Origin of the sequence: Actinomyces haliotis (genome assembly GCF_015355765.1) — a bacterium.
Classification (GTDB): Bacteria; Actinomycetota; Actinomycetes; order Actinomycetales; family Actinomycetaceae; genus Actinomyces; species Actinomyces haliotis.
The window spans coordinates 15,848-34,775 of record NZ_JACWNA010000005.1 but is presented as its reverse complement, the minus strand read 5'-3'; the positions used below and the strand labels follow the sequence as shown (position 1 = coordinate 34,775).

The 18,928-nt window shown below is 69.9% G+C and carries 16 protein-coding genes and 4 pseudogenes; 5 read left to right on the top strand and 15 right to left on the bottom strand.

The genetic code is table 11. From position 1 onward, the window contains the following. Window positions 1–45: 45 nt before the first annotated feature. The 4 genes from IXW69_RS04035 to IXW69_RS04020 all read right to left on the bottom strand — a co-directional run bounded on the left by IXW69_RS04035 (window position 46) and on the right by IXW69_RS04020 (window position 4,687). Window positions 46–1,806 carry a metallophosphoesterase family protein gene (locus IXW69_RS04035; protein ID WP_194785086.1) on the bottom strand — a complete coding sequence of 587 codons (1,761 nt, stop codon included), beginning with the start codon at window positions 1,804–1,806 and terminating at the stop codon, window positions 46–48. A gap of 191 nt (window positions 1,807–1,997) precedes the next feature. After that, window positions 1,998–2,828 carry an HAD hydrolase family protein gene (locus tag IXW69_RS04030; RefSeq protein WP_194785085.1) on the bottom strand — a complete coding sequence of 277 codons (831 nt, stop codon included), beginning with the start codon at window positions 2,826–2,828 and terminating at the stop codon, window positions 1,998–2,000. A gap of 109 nt (window positions 2,829–2,937) precedes the next feature. Beyond that, on the bottom strand, window positions 2,938–3,111 hold the full coding sequence (locus IXW69_RS04025; protein ID WP_194785084.1) for a methionine/alanine import family NSS transporter small subunit: 174 nt from the start codon (window positions 3,109–3,111) through the stop codon (window positions 2,938–2,940). A gap of 1 nt (window position 3,112) precedes the next feature. Then, window positions 3,113–4,687, bottom strand: coding sequence for a sodium-dependent transporter (locus tag IXW69_RS04020; protein WP_194785083.1), 1,575 nt, complete (start codon window positions 4,685–4,687; stop codon window positions 3,113–3,115). A gap of 292 nt (window positions 4,688–4,979) precedes the next feature. Between IXW69_RS04020 and deoD the strand changes: the two genes are divergently transcribed. Together deoD and IXW69_RS04010 are read left to right on the top strand one after the other, a co-directional pair. Beyond that, on the top strand, window positions 4,980–5,696 hold the full coding sequence (deoD, locus tag IXW69_RS04015) for a purine-nucleoside phosphorylase (protein ID WP_194785082.1): 717 nt from the start codon (window positions 4,980–4,982) through the stop codon (window positions 5,694–5,696). A 140-nt stretch (window positions 5,697–5,836) separates the two neighbouring features. Continuing rightward, the gene (locus IXW69_RS04010) at window positions 5,837–7,048 is read left to right on the top strand and encodes an alpha/beta fold hydrolase (RefSeq protein WP_228524725.1); all 1,212 of its coding nucleotides are present in this window, start codon (window positions 5,837–5,839) and stop codon (window positions 7,046–7,048) included. Window positions 7,049–7,098: 50 nt separating this feature from the next. Here the strand turns inward: IXW69_RS04010 and IXW69_RS12000 are convergent, their stop codons facing one another. The 5 genes and pseudogenes from IXW69_RS12000 to IXW69_RS03985 form a co-directional block, all read right to left on the bottom strand. Further along, window positions 7,099–8,043 carry an alpha/beta hydrolase gene (locus tag IXW69_RS12000; protein WP_194785081.1) on the bottom strand — a complete coding sequence of 315 codons (945 nt, stop codon included), beginning with the start codon at window positions 8,041–8,043 and terminating at the stop codon, window positions 7,099–7,101. 82 nt (window positions 8,044–8,125) lie between these two features. Continuing rightward, on the bottom strand, window positions 8,126–8,875 hold the full coding sequence (gene ppgK / locus IXW69_RS04000; protein ID WP_194785080.1) for a polyphosphate--glucose phosphotransferase: 750 nt from the start codon (window positions 8,873–8,875) through the stop codon (window positions 8,126–8,128). Between the two features lie 291 nt (window positions 8,876–9,166). Beyond that, a complete protein-coding gene (locus IXW69_RS03995; protein ID WP_194785079.1) occupies window positions 9,167–10,468 on the bottom strand; it encodes an ISL3 family transposase in 1,302 nt (433 codons plus the stop codon). Between the two features lie 131 nt (window positions 10,469–10,599). Then, a pseudogene (locus IXW69_RS03990) lies at window positions 10,600–10,941 on the bottom strand (ISL3 family transposase); the annotation flags it as partial. A 129-nt stretch (window positions 10,942–11,070) separates the two neighbouring features. After that, window positions 11,071–11,412, bottom strand: a pseudogene (locus tag IXW69_RS03985) (LysR family transcriptional regulator); the annotation flags it as partial. Between the two features lie 84 nt (window positions 11,413–11,496). Between IXW69_RS03985 and IXW69_RS03980 the strand changes: the two are divergent. Next, on the top strand, window positions 11,497–11,868 hold the full coding sequence (locus IXW69_RS03980; protein WP_228524723.1) for a CBU_0592 family membrane protein: 372 nt from the start codon (window positions 11,497–11,499) through the stop codon (window positions 11,866–11,868). A gap of 174 nt (window positions 11,869–12,042) precedes the next feature. On the opposite strand, the gene IXW69_RS03975 is transcribed toward IXW69_RS03980, so the two are convergent. Further along, the gene (locus tag IXW69_RS03975) at window positions 12,043–12,468 is read right to left on the bottom strand and encodes a hypothetical protein (RefSeq protein WP_194785077.1); all 426 of its coding nucleotides are present in this window, start codon (window positions 12,466–12,468) and stop codon (window positions 12,043–12,045) included. Window positions 12,469–12,519: 51 nt separating this feature from the next. Then, window positions 12,520–13,257 (bottom strand): hypothetical protein, encoded by a 738-nt coding sequence (locus IXW69_RS03970; RefSeq protein ID WP_194785076.1) that lies wholly within the window; start codon window positions 13,255–13,257, stop codon window positions 12,520–12,522. 241 nt (window positions 13,258–13,498) lie between these two features. Here IXW69_RS03970 and IXW69_RS03965 point away from each other — a divergent pair, with 241 nt between their 5' ends. Beyond that, window positions 13,499–14,809 (top strand): ISL3 family transposase, encoded by a 1,311-nt coding sequence (locus IXW69_RS03965; RefSeq protein ID WP_194785075.1) that lies wholly within the window; start codon window positions 13,499–13,501, stop codon window positions 14,807–14,809. Here IXW69_RS03965 and IXW69_RS03960 read toward each other — a convergent pair. Beyond that, window positions 14,807–14,971 (bottom strand): annotated as a pseudogene (locus IXW69_RS03960) (transposase); the annotation flags it as partial. The gene IXW69_RS03965 and the pseudogene IXW69_RS03960 overlap by 3 nt on opposite strands. Before the next feature lie 69 nt (window positions 14,972–15,040). Between IXW69_RS03960 and IXW69_RS03955 the strand changes: the two are divergent. Further along, on the top strand, window positions 15,041–15,700 hold the full coding sequence (locus tag IXW69_RS03955; protein WP_194785074.1) for an ethanolamine ammonia-lyase light chain EutC: 660 nt from the start codon (window positions 15,041–15,043) through the stop codon (window positions 15,698–15,700). A 33-nt stretch (window positions 15,701–15,733) separates the two neighbouring features. Here the strand turns inward: IXW69_RS03955 and IXW69_RS03950 are convergent, their stop codons facing one another. The 3 genes and pseudogenes from IXW69_RS03950 to IXW69_RS03940 all read right to left on the bottom strand — a co-directional run bounded on the left by IXW69_RS03950 (window position 15,734) and on the right by IXW69_RS03940 (window position 18,912). After that, entirely contained in the window at window positions 15,734–16,738 is a 1,005-nt protein-coding gene (locus tag IXW69_RS03950; protein WP_194785073.1) for an NADP-dependent oxidoreductase, read from the bottom strand. A gap of 27 nt (window positions 16,739–16,765) precedes the next feature. After that, window positions 16,766–17,449 carry a type 1 glutamine amidotransferase domain-containing protein gene (locus IXW69_RS03945; RefSeq protein WP_047310894.1) on the bottom strand — a complete coding sequence of 228 codons (684 nt, stop codon included), beginning with the start codon at window positions 17,447–17,449 and terminating at the stop codon, window positions 16,766–16,768. 74 nt (window positions 17,450–17,523) lie between these two features. Then, window positions 17,524–18,912, bottom strand: a pseudogene (locus IXW69_RS03940) (aldehyde dehydrogenase family protein). Window positions 18,913–18,928: the final 16 nt, after the last annotated feature.

Sequence of the window (18,928 nt, the reverse complement as noted above, 5' to 3'; positions counted from 1 at the left end):
CCGGCGCCGCCCCGGCAGCCCAGCGAGCCCCGCCGGCGGCCGCCGTCAGTCCGCCGAGGCGGAACCCGTCGCCGTCGTGGCGGCTCCCTCGCCGGCCGTCCCGACCGCGGGCACGGGCTCCCACGCCCCAACGGTCACCGAGGCGTCGGGGTGGACGACGATCGCGCACCAGGCGAGCAGGTCGCCGTCGGAGGAGAAGGACAGGACGTGGAGGTAGGCGTCCTGGGTGACGGCGCCCAGGGAGGTGCCGCCCTTGCCCGCCCCGCTGATGAGGCCGGCCACGGGGCCGTCCTTCCCCTGGGTGACGCTCATCCCCCGTTCCTGGTGGACGTGACCGGCCAGGAGGAGGGGCGTGCAGCCGGAGGCCTGCATGGGGTCGAAGGTGTACGGCTCGTGGATGAGCATGACGTCGACGCGGCGGCCGGCCGCGAGCGAGCGGCACGCGACGTCGTCGAGCCTCTCGCCGAGCTGCGCGACCGTCTCGTCGCCGCGCTGGCGGGTGCCGGAGGCGTCGGTGCGATCGGCGTCGACGTCGCCGAGGACGGTGAGGCCCGCGACCTTCTGGACGGTGCCGTCGGTGACGGTCCACCCCATGGCGCGAAGTCGGGCGGCGGTGTCGGCGGAGTCGTGGTTGCCGATCGTGGCGATCCGGGCGGTGCCGCTCGGGACCGCCCTGTTCAGCGCGTCGACGCAGACCTGCTCGGCTGAGGAGCCGGTCATCGTGAGGTCGCCGTCTTCCATGTGGACCGCGGCCCCGGCGACCTCGTCGAGGGTGCCGGCCAACGCGATCATGTCGAGGTTGCAGTGCAGGTCGGTGCTCATGACGGCGGTGACGGTGCCGTCCTGGGTCGTCGTGAGCGCCCCGGTGGTGCGCGGCGTCGAGCCCTGCGTCGCCGCGGCGGTCGAACCGGTGGAGGGCGTCGTACCGGATTCGTCGGTCGGCGCGGGCGAGACGACTTGGTCGGTGAGCCGCTCGCGCGCCAGGGCGGTGGCTGCCGCCGAGGCGACGGCGTCGTCGTCGACCGCGCCGTCCGCGGCGGTGACGGCAGTGGTGCCTCCGACAGCCTCGGAGGCGGACCAGGCGGCGCGCAGGTTGGCCTCGGCGGCCGTGTAGAAGCGCTCGTCCTTGTCGAGGAAGGTCTTGACGCGCGGTCCGTAGGCCTCGATGACGTCGGCGACGCGGCCCGACACCCGGGCGTCGGCGAGGGCGGTCCCCGACAGGACGTCGAGGGTGCTCTCCGCCGGGGTGGCGGTGGTCAGACGCGGAACGAGGAGCGCCGCGACGGCGACCGCGGTGGTGGAGGCGACGAGGGCGGAGGCCGGTCCGCGCGCCAGACCCGCCCGCACAGCGTCGCGCAGGCGCCCGGCCGTGGCCAGCCGCCCGGCTGCGACGAGGCACAGGACGACCGACTCGAGGAGCCCGGCGCGGCGCAGCGCGTCCGCGGCGAGCGCCCTCACCCCGGCCTCGATCGTGGGCTCGGGGTGGCTGACGAGGTTGACGTAGGCGGCGCCGTCCGAGGACAGGTCGATGCCGACGCTCTTCGAGGACACCGCGGAGGCGTCCGCCGCGGCCGGGATCTCGCCCAGGACGACGTCGACGCCGAGCGGTGCGACCGGCGAGTCCAGGGAGACCGATCCGAGAGGTCCGAGGTCGAGGGAGACCGAGGAGTCGAGCGTCGTCGACCACTCCGCCTGGTGCGGCCCGACCGGCGAGGAGGCGCTCGCCGTGACGACGCCGAGCAGGAGGCTGAGGACTCCGGTGACGACGAGCAGGACGGTGGTGCGCACCGTCCTGCGGAAGGTCACGGTGCGGGCCTCCCAGAACCGGGTGAGGGCACCGTGAAGCCGGGCGGCGCCGCCCCTCGTCGGACCCCCGCCGCCGCTCCCCTCAGCAGAGCACGTCGCACGGGCACGACGAGGCGACCCGGCGGCCGCCTCGGGGGCGGTCCGCCGCGTCGGGTACTCGTCTGAGCCGGGGGTCACCTGCTCGGTGCTCCTCAGTGGCGGGCCGCGGCGAGCCGAGCAGCGAGATCGGTGACGTACTCGGCGGTGTCCTCCCAGCCCGTGACGGCGTGGCAGGGGACGCCGAGCGCCTTGACCGGGTAGTCGTTGCCGGCCGGGTCGAGCCGGTCGCCGACGAAGAGCATGTCGTCCAGGGCGATGCCGGTGACCTCGGCGAGGCGACGCATGCCGTAGGCCTTGTCGACGCCCCTGAGGGTGATGTCGACGCTGGTCGAGCCGCCGGAGCGCACCTCGAGCTCGGGCAGGTAGGGGGCGACCGCGTCGCGCAGGGCGGACTTCTTCTCGCCCGTGGGGTCCCAGGCGCGCTTGGCGTCCACGGGGGCCTCCTGTCCGAGGGCGGAGAAGGTGATCTGGCTGCCGCGGTCCTCGAGGACGGGGCCCCAGGTCTCCGTCTCCCACAGGCCGAGCCGACGGGCCTCGCGCTCGACGATGGCGAAGCCCTCGGTGATCTGCTCGGGGGTGAGGTCGTTGGCGTACTCGAGGGTCCAGCCGGCGAGCGCGTCGTCGGAGGTCTCGGAGGCGGTGCCCTCGTAGCGGTAGTAGCGGGTGCCGCAGGTGGGCATGAGGTGGAGGCGCGTGAGCTCGGAGGGGCTCGCGCCGATGCGGGCGAGGACCTGGTCGCGGAACTGGTTGATCTGGCCGCCGGAGATGACGCAGACGGGCACGACGTCGAGGAGCGCCCGCAGCGCACGAGCCATCGGCTCGGGGACGGGCGACTTCGAGGGAGCGAGGGTGTCGTCCAGGTCGAAGGCGACGAGGGCGGGCGACGTCCGCTGGTCGGCGGGAGTGCTGGTCTGGTCGGTCATGGGCGTCATTCTGACGTACCCGGCCCGGACGGTGGGAGACCGTCCGGGCCGGGTACGTCACGTCGGGGCGCCCGACGCGGATGACCGTCCTCCTTGGAGGACGAGCGGGTCAGCTCGTGGGAGCACCCTCGTGCAGGTGGGCGTGCGCGGCCGCGGACGCGGCGGCACGCGCCTCACGGTCCTCCCGACGACCTCGCACGATGAGCGAGACCGCTGCGGCGGCGAGACCGCCCCAGATGATGACGATGGCGACGACCATGAGGGCGATGGCGGATCCGGTCACGTCAGTTCACCTCCTCGGAGGTCAGGCGCGGGTCCTCGAGGTCGAGCGGCGTGAAGTCATCGACGTCGAAGCGCCACGGGACGAGGGTGAGGACGACGGTGGCGACGGCGACGAGGAACAGCATGCCCCAGCCGAAGACGGCCTCGAAGCTGGTGGAGTAGCCGTATCCGTCGCGGGCGTAGGACCAGGCGGTCTGGACGAACATGACACCGAGCAGGATCGGGATGACGGCGGCGATCATGACGCGCCACCAGGTTCCGATGACACGCGTCTCGGAGACGACGTTGAGGTGGCGCTGGAGCTCCTTGAGACGACGCAGCACGAGGCCCACGCCGACGCAGGCGATGACGGCGGCGGAGACGACGCCGATGTTGTTGATGAAGGCGTCGACGACGTCGAGGTTGTACATGCCTGACGAGGAGCCGAAGAGGATGAAGGAGATGATCGCGGACGGGATGCCCGTGATGAGGGTGGCCTTGGGGGTGGACCAGGCGAACTTCTCGGAGAAGCCCGCGGCGACCACCTGGATGATCGAGATGAGGCTGGTCAGGCCCGCCATGAAGAACGACCCGAAGAAGAGGACGCCGAAGATCGCGCCGCCGGGCATCTGGCCGACGACCGTCGGGAAGGTGACGAAGGACAGGGAGACGCCCGCGATGTTGTCGAGGTCGGAGACCCCGACGCCCTGGGTGTGCGCCATGAAGCCGAGCGTGGCGAAGACGCCGATGCCGGCGAGGAGCTCGAAGGAGGAGTTCGCGAAGGCGGCGACGAGCCCGGTGCCCACGAGGTTGGAGCGCTTCCGCAGGTAGGACGCGTAGGTGAGCATGATGCCGAAGCCGATGGACAGGGAGAAGAAGATCTGGCCGAAGGCGGCCATCCACACGCGGGACTGACCCAGGTCGGACCAGTCCGGGGTGAACAGCGCGTTGAGCCCCTGAGCCGCGCCCGGGAGGAAGAGTGCCCGGATCACGAGCGCCGCGAACATGACGACGAGGAGCGGGAGGAAGAACTTGTTGGCCTTCTCGACGCCGTTGGCGACGCCGCGGGCGATGATGAACAGCGCGAGGATCCACACGATGACGAGCGGGATGATGACGCCGTGGACGGGCTCGTACGTGAGGGACGGGGTGCCGTCGGCGGAGAGCTCGGACAGCCCGATGAACTTGTTGAAGAAGCCTCCTGCGTCATCACCCCAGGCGGTGTTGACGGAGAAGAAGATGTACCGCAGCGACCAGGCGAGGATCACGGCGTAGTACGTCTGGATGACGAAGCAGATGAACACCTGGTACCAGCCGAGCCACTCGAAGCGTCGCGCGAGACGGCGGAAGACGGCCGGGGCCGAGCCGCGGAACCGGTGGCCGAGCGAGTAGTCCAGGAAGAGGAACGGCACGCCTGCCAGGAGCAGCGCGCAGATGTAGGGCACCATGAAGGCGCCCCCGCCGTTGGAGTAGGCGACGCCGGGGAAGCGCCAGATGTTGCCCAGGCCGACGGCGGAGCCGATGGCCGCCATGAGGAAGCCGAGCTGGCCGGACCACTGCTCGCGCCCGGTCTCGGACGTGCTGGGTGAGGTGGACATGGGGTGAACCTCTTGTGAGGGGTGGTCGTCGTACGCCGACCGAAGTGGTCGGGCGTCACTGACCTGCGCGGGCGCGCAGGGACGCTGATGGCTCGGGAAGGTAGTCGTGACCATGTGTCGTGCAGATGGTGTCCCATGATCCGAGACGCCTGTGCTGTGCGACACTGTGCCGGACTAAGGGTGCTCTTCCGGCACCCGACGCCGTCGCGCGTCCGCGCGCCCCGCAGGGCGCCCACGACGCCTCGGACGCCCCGCACCCCCGCGGGCGCCCCGCACCGCGAGAAGGAACCCCATGGCCACGCCCCACATTGCCGCCGAGCCCGGCGACTTCGCCCCCGCCGTCCTCATGCCCGGCGACCCCAAGCGCGCCCAGCGCATCGCCGATGCCGTCCTCGACGAGCCCCGTCTCGTCACCGACGTCCGCGGGATGCTCGGCTTCACCGGCACCCACGAGGGCAAGCCGCTCTCCGTCATGGGCTCCGGGATGGGCCAGCCCTCCTTCACCATCTACGCCACCGAGCTCTTCAGCCAGTTCGGCGTCCAGCGCATCATCCGCGTCGGGACGGCCGGCGGAATCAGCACGCACGTCCACGTCGGCGACGTCGTCATCGCCACCGGCGCCCACACCGACTCCGCGATGAACCAGCTGCGCGTCCCCGGCGTCAACTTCTCCGCCGTCGCCGACTTCCACCTCGCCCAGGCCGCCTGGGCCGAGGCCGAGGCCGCGGGCATGACGGACCGCGTCCACGCCGGGACGATCATCTCCCGCGACCACTTCTACTTCACGCCCGAGGGCCAGACCGAGGCCCTGGCCCGCTACGGCACCCTCGCCGTCGAGATGGAGGCCGCTGCCCTCTACGGCACCGCCGCCGAGCACGGCACCCAGGCCCTCGCCGTCCTCACCATCTCTGACCACCTCCTCGACCACTCCGGCGACATGTCCGCCGAGGACCGCGAGACCCGCTTCCAGGACTCCCTGCGCCTCGCCGTCGCAGCCGCGCTCAGCTGAGGCAGACGCCCACACCGAGCGACCAGGCAGGCCCTCGCGGAGCGCGACGCGCCGCAGGCAGGGCTCGGGGCGCGGCGTCGCGGCGAGCGTGGAGCGCGGCCGGCGCGCGGGTGCGCGCCCGGAGTCGTAGCCTGCGCTGCATGATCATGCGCCAGGTGCTGCCACGAGCGGCCGCCGCCCTCCCCGGTCAGGGGACGGTGCGACGGCCGCTCTCGCGCGCCCGCGCCCTCGACCTGCGCTACGTGCGCACGGGACCGGTCACCGACGAGCCGGTCCTCGTCATCCCGGGCGGTCCGGGCCTCGCCTCCGTGCTGCCCTACGCGGGCCTCCGCGCGAGGGCGGCGCGCCTCGGCACCGACGTCCTCATGGTCGAGCACCGGGGCGTGGGCCTCTCCCGCCGTGACACGACCGGGCACGACCTCCTCCCCGAGGACCTCACGGTGGACGCGGTCGTGGATGACCTCCTCGCGGTCCTCGACGCCGTCGGGGCACCGCGCGCCCTCGTCTACGGCTCCTCCTACGGCGCCTACCTGGCGGCCGCGCTCGGTGAGCGGGCGCCCGAGCGCGTCGCCGCCATGGTCCTCGACTCGCCGCTGCTCACCGCCCGGGCCCTGCGCGCCGAGCGGCGGGCCGTGCGCGCCGCCCTGTGGGACGGGTCCGTCCCGGGGACGTCCGTGCTCGCGGCCAGGGTCAGGTCCCTGTCCGGCGACGGCGTCCCCGACGACGAGCTCGTCGACGCTTTGCGAGCCGCCCACGAGCTCGGCGGCGCCGACCTCGCGCGCCGCGTCACGGCGGCGTGGCGCCGCGGGCGGGGACGCCTCGCCCGGGCCCTGCTGCTGGCGTGGGCGGGCCACGGCCCGGAGCCCGAGGGCGGCAGCTGGCCCGCCTTCTACGAGTACGACCTCGTCTCCGCCCTCGCCCGGCGCGAGCTCGACTTCTCCCCCGCGCCCGACGGCGCCCCGCTCGACGTCGCGCTCGCGTACGGGCGGGTCGCGGGTTCCGAGGCGCCGGACGCCCCCTTCGAGGGCGAGGAGCACGACCTGCCGCGGGCGCTGCGCCGCTTCACCTGGCCGACCGTCGTCGTCTCGGGGCGCCGCGACATGACGACCCCGCCGGAGGTGGCGCGCCGGGCGGCGGCCGGGCTCCCCCACGGCGTCCTCGTGACGATCGACGGCGGGCACTCGGCGCTCGAGAACCGTCCCGAGACGGCTCTCGCCGTCGTGAGGGCGATTCAGGCGGGCGCCTGGGAACGGTTGCCGGGGCTCGAGGACGCGCTCGACGCGCTCCCGCGGCTCGCCGTCGCCGCACGGCTCCCGGCGATCGTCCGAGCGTGCCTCGCGCTCCCCGTCTGAGCACGGTCCCGGTCCCGGCCCGGGTCGGCGCACTCCCGAGGGAACGACGCCTAGCGCGCGAGGCCGGAGAGCAGTGCCTGGGAGGCGGCGACGATCTGCTCCTGGGCGCTCGTGCAGCTCGTCGTCGGCTCTCCGTCTCCGTCCTGGGGCCCGTAGTCCCCGAAGTCAGCGTGGACGGCGCCGTCCACCTCCACGAAGCGGGTACCGGCGGGGAGCAGGTTCCGGGTGCCGGCCACCTTCGCGGGCGTGGTGAGCCCGTTAGCGCTCGCGGTGACCGAGGTGATGTCGAGGCCCTCCTCGTCCGCGACCCGGCTGGCGGGGTAGGCGGCCCACAGGAGGAGGCCGCGCACGGCCGGGGCGTCGACCTCGCGCGCGGCGACGACGCCACCGAGACTGTGTCCTCCGACGGCCCACGTGGTGACCTCGGGGTGGTGGGCGATGACGGCCTCGGCGGCGCCCGTGGCGAGGAAGGCGACCTGGAGCCGCTGCTTGACGATGACGACCTCGTAGCCGCCCGCGGCGACGTCCGAGGCGAGCGGCACGTACGCCTGGGGCGCGACGAGGGCGCCCGGTTGGAGCACGAGACCGGTCGTGGCCGTCCCGGTCGCGGGGCGCAGGACGATCTCGGTCGAGCTCTCAGCGACGGTGACGCCGTCGGCGATCCTCTCGCTCGTCGCGGCGGCGGGACGGAGCCAGGCGGTGGCCCCCGCCAGTGCGAGGAAGAGGACGGCGAGAAGTGCGCGCCCGACGCCCGCGAGGACACGGCGCCCGCTCCCTCTGCGCCCCGCCCGTGCATCGGGGAGTCCTCGCAGGCCTGAGACGAGGAGCCCGAGGCCGAGCAGCGTCACGACCGCGAGGAGGACGGCCGTCGCGGGGTGCAGGCCTCGGAGCACCGCGACAGCGACGCTGGCCGTCCAGCCGGCGGCGACGAGGCAGGCGAGTCCGAGAGCAGTCCGGAGGACAGGTCGTCCGGGCGGGAGCGGTGCGCAAGTCACCCGCCGGACGCTAGCCGACTCGCTCACGACCGCACCCTCACCTGCGGCCGGCAGGGAGAGACCCTGCGGGCCGGCTGCGGCGTCAGGCGCGGCGGGAGGCCTCGTAGGCGGCGCCCACGATGCCGGCGGTGTTGAGCAGCTGAGCCGGGACGATCTCGGTCTTGAGGTCGAGGAGCGGGAGGAACTTCTCGCTCTTCTTGGACACGCCGCCGCCGACGACGAAGAGGTCGGGGCTGAAGAGCATCTCGACGTGGGCGTAGTAGCGCTGGAGGCGCTTGGCCCACTTCTTCCAGGACAGCTCCTGGAGGTCCTTCTGCGCGGAGGAGGCGCGGGACTCGGCGTCGTGGCCGTCGATCTCGAGGTGGCCGAGCTCGGTGTTGGGGACGAGGGTGCCGTCGACGATGACGGCGGAGCCGATCCCGGTGCCGAGCGTCGTCACGATGACGGTGCCGGGCTGCCCCTTGGCGGCGCCGTAGGCGACCTCGGCGAGGCCGGCGGCGTCGGCGTCGTTGAGGACCGTGACGGGGCGGCCCAGGTGCTTGGCCATGAGGGCGGCGACGTTGACGCCGGCCCAGGACTGGTCGAGGTTGGCGATGAAGGGCGCGACGCCGTGGATGATCGGCGCGGGGAAGTCGACGCCGACGGGGACGTCCTCGCCGACCTCGAGGGCGAGGAGGATCTGCTTGCAGACCTCGGCGACGGCATCCGGGGTGGAGGGCTGGGGCGTGTCGATGCGGACGCGCTCACCGATGAACTCGCCGGTGGTGAGGTCGACGAGGGCGCCCTTGACGCCCGATCCGCCGATGTCGATGCCGCAGCCGACGTGTGCCATGCGAGTCCTCCAGGGGTCGTAGATGGTGGCCAGAGGCAGGCTACAGCAGCCGGGCGCAGAGCGTGCCCGCATCGTCGGGGCCGCGGACGAGGGCGGTGCCGCAGGGCCTTCGCGCAGGGAACGACGAAGGACCCCGCCGGCGGCGGGGTCCTTCCGAGGGTGGACCTAGCAGAAGGCTTGTCGAAGCTCGCCCCGCCAGTGATTCAGATGGTGCGAGCGCACCGGTCGATCCGCGGTCGCGCGGTGCGGCCTACCCAACGTGAGCCAGAACCGGTAAGTGGCTCTTCCCAATCAACGGTGTAGTTGCTGCTTGAAGCCGCCGGTCTCGAGGAGGCTGCGGGCGATGTAGTGGGTGAGGTTGCGGAAGCCCAACGCGATGCCGCGTAGGTGCTCGAGTCGTCCGTTGATGGCCTCGGTTGGCCCGTTGCTGGGGCCGGGTCTGTCGAAGTAGGCCAGCACGTCCGCGGCGCGCTTGTTCAGTGTCCGGCCCAGTCGAGCGACCTCGGCAAGACCGGCCGGAACACCACGGGCCACGGAGGCGATCAGCGCGCTCATGGTGGCCTTCCCGGCATTGCGGTCGGGGTCGCGGTAGGCGGCGATCATGCGCTGGTAGACGCTCCAGGTGGCCTCGACCGCGACATGACGCTCATCGGCGAACAAGTCAGCCAGCCGGACCTTCTGGCGGTCGGTGAGCAGGTCGGCGCCGGTGTGCAGAGTGCGTCGGGCCCTGTACAGCGGGTCACCGGCGCGGCCCCGTCGGCCGAAGATGTCCTGCTGAGCGCGTTGTCGGCATTCGTCCAAGGCGTCGGCGGCCAGGTGGATCACGTGGAAGGGATCCATCACGGCCGTGACGTGCGGGATCTCCTCGACCACGGCCGTCTTGAACCCGGTGAACCCATCCATCGCGACGACCTCGACCTGTTCCCGCCACGCCTGGTCGCGGCTGGCGAGCCACGTCTTGAAGGCGGCCTTGGAACGCCCTTCAATCATGTCCAACAGCCGCGCAGAACCGGTCCCATCCCGCACACCGGTGAGGTCGATGATGACGGTCACGTACTTGTCCCCGCGGCGAGTGTGACGCCAGACGTGTTCGTCCACGCCGAGCACCTTGACGCCATCGAAACGGGTGTTATCGCTGATCAGGCGCCTGCGTCCTTCGTCCAGGACGGCGGTGTTGGCGGTGTCCCACGCCACCCCGAGCGCTTGCGCTATGCGACTCATCGACAGGTGTGCCACCACGAGTCCTTCGAGCGCCCAGGCCAGAGCTGTCTTGGTGAGCTTGCACCGTGGCGCTGCCGCGGCGTTGATGTCTTGGCGCCACACGTGCCCGCAGCCAGTGCAGCGGCAGCGACGCAGCCGGACCTGCAGAATCGTCGGGCGCCATCCCAGCGGAGTATGAGCCAGTTCCCGCACCGCGCAGTCGCGCACGCGCCCTTCGCAACCGCACCGTCGGCACCAGCGGTCATCGGCGACGACGCGGCAGGCCAGCACTGCCTTGTGCGGAAACAAACACTGACCGACTGCTTGTAGGCCCAGGTCATCCAGGCCGGTGAAGGTGGTCAGGTCGGGGTCGCTGAAGGTAGCGTCGAACACGTCGAGGTCTTTCGGATGGCTGTGTGAGAACTTCCATCCTCGGAAGACCTCGACGCCTATCCCGGTAGCGACGCGCCCACCCCGGCCCGCTCAGGTGAACACGGCACCTACACCCTCATCTGGGAAGAGCCAGACAACTTGGCCCGGGGCTCGGCCGCGGCGGTGGTGTCCTGGCGCCACACATACCCGCAGCCGCTGCAGCGGTAACGGCGCACGACGACCTCCAGCGTCGTGGGCCGCCAGCCCAGTGGTTCGTGGGCAAGCCGTCGGACCACGGTGTCACGTGGTCTCCCTTCGCAGCCGCAGCGCCGGCACCACTGGTCGGGCTCGACCACCTGGCAGGCCAATACGGCACGATCCGGCTCGAGTCGCTGCCCGGTGACAACGAGGCCGAGTTCGTCGAGGCGGCAGAAGGCAGTCAGGTCGGGGCTGGCGAACGCATCAGCGCGCCCGCCGACGGTAGCGTCGTGCACGTCGAGGTCTTTCGGGCTGAGTGTGTAGGAGCTCTCATCCTCGGGAGACCTCGACCTCTATCCGGCCACCGACGCGCCGGCCCGCCGCGCGACGTGCGCTACACCCTCATCTGGGAAGAGCCTGATGACGGCGAGCATCGGGAGCAGCAGCGCGCGGATCGCGGTGGAGAAGGAGGCGATGACGACCCGTCCAGTGGGGGTGGAGTCGTCGATGCGCGCGAGCTCGCGACGGGCGGTGGCGAGCTCCTCCTCGATGCGCTCGGCGGCCTCGACGAGCACGCGTCCGGCGTCGGTGAGGAGGGCCCCTCGGGGTGTTCTGTCGATCACACGAGCGCGGGCCTCCTTCTCGAGCAGCTTGATCTGCTGAGAGACCGCGGAGGGCGACACGTGCTGGGATTCCGCGGCTGCGACGATCCCGCCGGCACGGTGCACGGCGAGCAGCACGCTGAGCCTGTGAGGTGAGACATCCACGGAAGGAGTAATTCAGATTTCCTTCACACCGGATGCAGAGACCTGCGATTGATGTGCACCTACCGGCGGGGAAGTATTTGAGCCATGAACGACGTGCTCGCAACCATCATCTCCATCGGCGGCTGGGTCGGCGCCGCAGAGTTCCTCCTCGGCTACTTCCTCATCTCGAGGAACCGCATCGCCGGAGACTCCCTCAAGTACCAGGCCCTCAACATCTCAGGCTCCGTCCTGCTCATGACCAACTGCGCCTGCACAAGCGCGTGGCCGAGCGCGATCTCCAACGTCTTCTACCTCTTCGTGGGCGTCACCATCCTGTTCACGGTCAAGCGCGCCTATATCGCGCAGCTGGCCCACAGGCGCCGCGAGGAGCTGGCCGCCCGCCGCGCCGCTGCCCGCTCCCGCCGCGGCGCCGTCGCCACGGCCGAGCTCGCCGAGCTCTCCCTCATCGAGGCCTGACGCTCCTCGCGGCGCTGCCGCGGGTGAGCACGTCACCGGCAGCAGCCGCGTACGAAGCAGGCACGGGGCCCGTCCACCGAGAAGGTGGGCGGGCCCCGTCGTCACAACCGGCCCCGCCCTAACTAACGACTCAGCCTCCAAGCCGCGAACCGTCACGACATCATCAATCGATCTCTACTGGATCGATTCGAACACAAACTCCCTACCCGAATCGGCAGACTCCTTGCACAGCACCAGCCGATCATCCTGATTCTGACTTATGGCCGGCTTACAGAGAATGTCCGCCGAGTCCGGCGCAACCCCAGAAGCCGCCGCCGAACTCTCGATTCGATCGAGCAGCTTGGAGCCCGCCTCTCCCAGGGCACCAAAGGCACCGCTAACCCATGCACCATCGCGCGAATCATCGGCTAAGACATAGACAGCGTCATGCTCACCATGAGGACCAGGATCGGAACTGTAGTAGGCAACTAACCTCACACCGTCGGGAACCGTCAAATTCCAGTTCGCTTCAAGGGCGCCGAGTTGCCAACTCAGATCGGTGCTCGCGCTGGAAGGACTTCCGGCACTACAGCCAGCCAACATCCCGATCGCAACGACCACCGCCAGAACCGTCCTCCCACGATATCCGGAGGAACAGCACACGGCCACCACTCACACCGCAATCCGAACATTGAACGTATAGATCGCATGCGTGCGCTGCGCAGCCGCCATCACGTTAACCATATTGTGCTGCAGCCCATCGTAATCGCCGCGCTTGAAGTCATAGACGTCAGTGATCACGATTCGCGAACCAGATCGCGACCAATTGAACAGGTGGATAGCGTAGTACAGATCATACCCAACAGAACCGCCAGCTTTTGTGAACGACCCAGACCCACTCTGCTTCTTGCTCCGTCGGATTGCGGCAACCACGGAGGAGCGACCCGCGATGCTTCCGTTCTTCGGCGCATACGTCGTTCCCGTCCGCGTGAGATTTAGCCCATGGAGTGCCAACTCGGCAGAAAGCTTGTACCCAGCCGCCAGGAAAGATGCGCCAATACCCGCGACAGCCTTGCGTAGGATTGAGCGCGTGCTGGATGCGCTCTGAGCAACAGCATCGCTACCTCCGGAGCCCACATCACTACTCGCCACCTCGTCAGCAAGATCCTCATAACCTGCCGCACGGAGCTCGTCGGCGATCGATGTCCCCTTGGCTTCCAAGTCGGCCGATACGGCATCTACGAGCTGGTAGGCCTGCGCAACATCAGACAGTTCAGCCGCATCCGCACGGCTTCCCCACTCGCTCAGACCAGCCACAAGGCCACCGACAACTACCGCTCCCCCGAGGAACTGGCGACGCCGCAACGAACTGGCCTTCAGATCATCAACGATCATCAACGTGCTCGACACTCATCGTTTTCCACTCCTAACCAACTCAACTGCACAGGATCCAGAAATGACCCTGCCTGTTTACGAGCATATTTCGAGACCTTCGCTTTGCCTACACCGCAATTCGTACCCCTCAAAGCGGCTCTTCCCAGATGAGAGTTTAACGCACGTCGCGCGGCGGGCCGACGTACTTGAGGCCGGATAGAGGTCGAGGTCTCCCGAGGATGAGAGCTCCTACACACTCAGCCCGAAAGACCTCGACGTGTCTGACGCTACCTTCGCTCGCCCTGAACTGACCACGTTCGCACGCCTGGACGACCTCGGCCTCGAAGTCATCGGGCAGCGGCTCGAGCCGGATCGCGCGGTCCTGGCATGCCGAGTCGTGGAGCCCGATGAGTGGTGCCGGCGCTGCGGCTGCGAGGGCGTCGCGCGTGACACCGTCACCCGTGAGCTCGCGCACGAGCCGCTGGGTTGGCGGCCCACGACGCTGCTGCTCACCGTGCGCCGCTACCGGTGCACCGGGTGCGGACATGTCTGGCGCCAAGACACCGGTGCCGCGGCCGAGCCGCGAGCCAAGCTCTCGCGCCGGGCTCTGCGGTGGGCGCTGGAGGGCATCGTGTGCCAGCACCTGAGCGTGGCCCGCATCGCCGAGGCGCTGGCGGTCTCGTGGGACACCGCCAACGCCGCGGTGCTGGCCGAAGGGCGCCGAGTCCTGATCGAGGACCCGACCCGGTTCGACGGCGTGAGGGCTATCGGTGTCGACGAACACGTGTGGCGCCACACCCGCCGCGGGGACAAGTACGTCACCGTCATCATCGACCTCACCGGCATCCGCGACGGGACCGGCCCCTCCCGGCTGCTCGACATGGTTGAGGGCCGCTCCAAGCAGGCGTTCAAGACCTGGCTCGCCGACCGCCCGCAGGCCTGGCGCGACGGCGTCGAAGTCGTCGCGATGGACGGCTTCACCGGGTTCAAGACGGCGACCGTCGAAGAGCTGCCCGAAGCCGTCGCGGTCATGGACCCCTTCCACGTCGTCCGCCTGGCCGGGGACGCTCTGGACCAGTGCCGCCGCCGCGTCCAGCAAGACATCCATGGCCACCGCGGCCGCAAGGGCGACCCGCTCTACGCCGCCCGCCGCACCCTGCACACCGGCGCCGACCTGCTCACCCAGAAGCAGACCACGCGGATCGAGGCGCTGTTCACCGGTGAGGACCACGTCCAAGTAGAGGCCACCTGGGCCGTCTACCAGCGCATGATCTCCGCCTACCGCGAGCCCGACCGGGCCAAAGCACGTGACCTGATGACCCGCCTGATCGACTCCCTCAGCGGCGGTGTCCCGGCGCCCATGACCGAGCTCCGCACCCTCGGCCGCACCCTCAAGCGTCGCGCCGCCGACGTCCTGGCCTACTTCGATCGCCCCGGCACGTCCAACGGCCCCACCGAAGCCATGAACGGACGCCTCGAACACCTACGCGGGTCCGCCCTCGGCTTCCGCAACCTCACCAACTACATCGCCCGATCACTCCTCGAGGTCGGCGGATTCAGACCTCGACTACACCCTGGATTCGGATGAGCCCGTTTTCTTCCCGGTCCCGTGAGTCTCCAGCCACTGCCGCAGCGTTCCCCGGACGATCCCGAGGTCCTCCGCGATACCGCGGAGCGTCGCTCCCGGAGTCGACTCATACAGGTCGACCGCCTGCCGGCGGAACTCCTCGGAGTAATTCTTTCTGGCCATCGTGCATGATCTCGCTTCCCCAGCCAATGCTGGAATCAGCGTGTCCACGAACAAGGGTCAGGCCCCAGCGTGGCCACGCCGGTGTTGGCCACGCAGGCGCGCGTGGCGCTCGGCGACCAGGTTGGCGAGCAGTTGGGCGTCGAGACGATGCTCGTCGTCATCGGCGAGCGTCCGGGCCTCAGCGCCGTCAACAGTCTGGGCATCTACATCACCCACCAGCCACGCCCCGGACGCCCCGGCGCGGAGCGCAACTGCATCAGCAACGTGCGGCCGCCGAGGGGCGTCGGCTACCAGCAGGCCGCCGTCACCACGCTGAGGCTGGTGCGCCGCATGCGGGAGCTCGGCCGTTCAGGCGTCGACGTGAAGGACGTCGCGGAGCCAGCCCCCTCACCAACCGACCAGCACCGGAGGTCCAGGCGAACAGTTCGCTGTAGGGTGACCGCGCTGATGAGGATGACGTCGCGGCCGTTGTGGCGCCGTGCAGGTGGGTCGAACTCGCCGTGGTCTCCGCCTCGGCCGGGATGGCAGGAAGCGCAGGGGCTTGCACCAGGCGTTGCGAGAGGTTGTGGAGCAATGCGTCCAGTCTACCGGGGGGCAGCGGCCATTCGAGACGACCCCCTGCCTGGCGGCCACCAGGCCTCGGGGCGCACCGGGGGGACCTCCGCAGGATCGTGGGCATGCCAACGCCCAGCCCATTCGGAGGTCCCCCCGGTCAACTGTCCGTGGTGATGTCACCGCGGACGAAGGCAGCCGATGACCTGCTCAGAGGTTCACGATCATCTTGCCGGTGTTGGCACCGTCCAGCAGATCGATGAAGGCCTGTGGGGCGGCGTCGAGACCGTCACGGGCGGTCTCGTCCCAGTGGATGGAGCCGTCGGCGATCCAACGGCCCATGTCCCGCTCGAAGTCCGCCCTCGCCTGCTCGGCGTACTTGGCGATCACGAACCCACGCAGCGTGAGCCGCTTGCCGATGGCCAGCGCCAGGTTGTGCGGGGCGGAGGCCGGCTCGGTGGAGTTGTACTGGCTGATGGCCCCGCACATCGCCACCCGGCCATCGGTGCGCAGGTTCGCGATCGCGGCCTCCAGGTGGTCACCGCCGACGTTGTCGAAGTACACGTCGATGCCCTCCGGGGCGGCCTTCGCGAGCTGCTCGGTCACGTCGCCGTCGTGGTAGTTGAAGGCAGCATCGAAGCCGAGCTCCTCCAGACGGGCGATCTTCTCGGGGGTGCCAGCCGAGCCGATCACCCGGGAAGCGCCCTTGAGCTTGGCAATCTGTCCGACGGCCGAGCCGACTGCTCCCGCCGCGCCGGAGACGAAGACGGCATCGCCCTCACGCATCTCGCCGGCCAGCAGCAAACCCGCGTAGGCGGTCAGGCCGGGCATGCCCAGTACGCCCAGGTAGGCGCTGTCCGGCACGTCCCGGGCTGTCAACGGTCGCACCGCATCACCGGCCAGGATGGCGTGTTCCCGCCACCCGAGGCCGTGGGTCACCTTGGTGCCCACGGGCAACTGCTCCACCCGTGACTCGATCACCGTGCCGACGGCGCCGCCGTCCAGCGGCTGGTCGATCTGGAAGGGGGGCACGTAGGACTCGACGTCGTTCATGCGGCCGCGCATGTACGGGTCCACCGACATGATGGTGTTGCGGACGAGGACCAGACCGTCATCGAGATCGGGCAGGTCGACCTCGACGGTGCGGAAATTGTCAAGGGTGGGCTTCCCGTCGGGGCGGGAGGCGAGGTGGATCTCGCGGGTGTGTGTGGTCATCCCTGTACTCCTGTGGGTGGGTGGTGGTCAGTGGGTCAGCAGGTCGAGGAGGCGGCGGGCGGCATCAGCCGACGAGGCCGGATTCTGCCCGGTGACCAGCGTGCCGTCCGTGACGACGTAGCTGTCACCGTCGGGGCCCTTGCTGTAGCGGGCGCCCGCTTCCCTGAGGGAGTCCTCGACCAGGAACGGGACGATGTCGGTCAGCCCGGCGGCCTCCTCCTCGCCATTGGTGAAGCCAGTCACCGAACGGTCGGTGATGAACGACGTCCCGTCCTGCTTCTTGATGGCATGCAGCACGCCGGGGGCGTGGCAGACCAGGCCCAGCGGCCTGCCGGCGGCGCCGCTGTCGAGGATGATCTGCTGCGAGGTGGGATCCTCCACGAGGTCCCACAGCGGGCCGTGGCCGCCCGGGTAGAAGACCGCGTCGAACTGGCTCACGTCAACCTCCGACAAAGGGGTGCTGGTCGTCAGGGCAGCCTTCGCCGCGTCGTCGGCCTCGAATCGACGGGTGGAGTCGGTCTGCATCTGCGGCAGCGTGCTGGTCGGGTCGACCGGCGGTCGCCCGCCCTTCGGCGAGGCCAGGGTGATGTCGTGTCCGGCATCGCGGAACACGTAGTAGGGAGCGGCGAACTCCTCGAGCCAAAAACCGGTCCTACGGTCGGTGTCACCGAGTTGGTCGTGGGATGTGAGGATCATCAGGATGCGGGACATGGCATCTTCCTTTCGATGTCTCGTGGAGTGGTTCCATGGTCAGGGGTGGCTGTGCCCCGGGTTGGGGGCGGGGTTCACTGCTCAGGACCCACGGGGTCGGAAACGCGGACCAGACGTTTGTTGACGAACTCGTCGACGCCGTAGTCGCCCAGTTCCCGGCCGAAGCCAGAGCGGCCGACGCCGCCGAAGGGCAGTCCGGCGAGGCTGGTGCCGTGCTCGTTGACGTAGGCCATGCCCACGTCGAGGCGGCGGGCGGTGGCCTCGGCGAGTTCGAGGTCGTCGGACCACACCGAGCCGCTCAGTCCGAAGTCGGTCTCGTTGGCCAGGGCAACGGCCTCGTCCACGTCCGCGGCGCGGCACACGACCGCGACCGGTCCGAACAGCTCCTCCGACCAGGCCCGCATGTCGCGGGTCACGTCGGTCAGTACGGTCGCCTCCATGAAGGCGCCGGCACCCTCGCGCGGGTAGCCGCCGACGAGGACGTGGGCGCCGTGGCCCACGGCATCGTCGACAAGCTCCATCAGCTCGTCGCGGGCATCGGTGCTCGACATGGGGCCCACGTCGGTGGCCCCATCCTGGGGGTCCCCGACGACCGCTGCGGAGAAGGCAGCCGACAGCTTGTCGACGAAGGTGTCGTAGAACTCGTCGAGCACGATCATCCGCTTGGGCGAGTTGCAGGCCTGGCCGGCGTTGCTCAACCGCGCCCGGGCGGCGGTGCTCGCCACCGCGTCGATGTCACCACCGAGGACGATCAACGGGTCGGAACCTCCGAGCTCCAGCACCACCTTCTTGAGGTGCTTGCCGGCTGCGGCGGCGACCGAGGCCCCCGCGCCCTCACTCCCGGTGAGGGAGACACCGCGCACGCGCGGGTCGGCGATGATGTCCTCGATCTGGGAGCTGTCCACGAGGAGCGTCTGGTGGACTCCCTTCGGCAGACCGGCCTGGTCGAGGAGCTTTTCCACCTTGAGGGCGGAAGCAGAGCAGATCGAGGCCGGCTTCAGCAGCAGCGTGTTGCCGAGCAGCAGGTTGGGTGCGATGAACCGGGCGATCTGGTAGTAGGGGAAGTTCCACGTCATCACGCCCAGCAGGACGCCCAGGGGCTGCTTCTCCACGCGGGAGGAGTTCGCCCCCTGGTCCGGCAGGACCTCGTCGGCCATCAGCTCGTCGGCGCGCTGGGCGTAGTAGTCGAAGATCTGGGCGACCAGCTACGCCTCGGCGATGCCCTGGGAGACGGGCTTTCCCATCTCGGAGGCCGCGATTCCGGCGAGCTCCTCCGCCCTCTGCTCGAACAGGTGCGCGGTCCGGGCCAGCACACCGGCGCGCTCCTCGACGCTCGTGCGCCGCCAGGAGGTGAAGGCCTCCTCGGCGGTGTCGATGGCCGTGCCCACCTCGCGTGGGTCGAGGGAGTCCCAGCTGCGGTCGACCTTGCCTGTCGAGGGGTTCTGTGTGCGGTAGGTGGTCATGGTTGCCTCCGTTGTG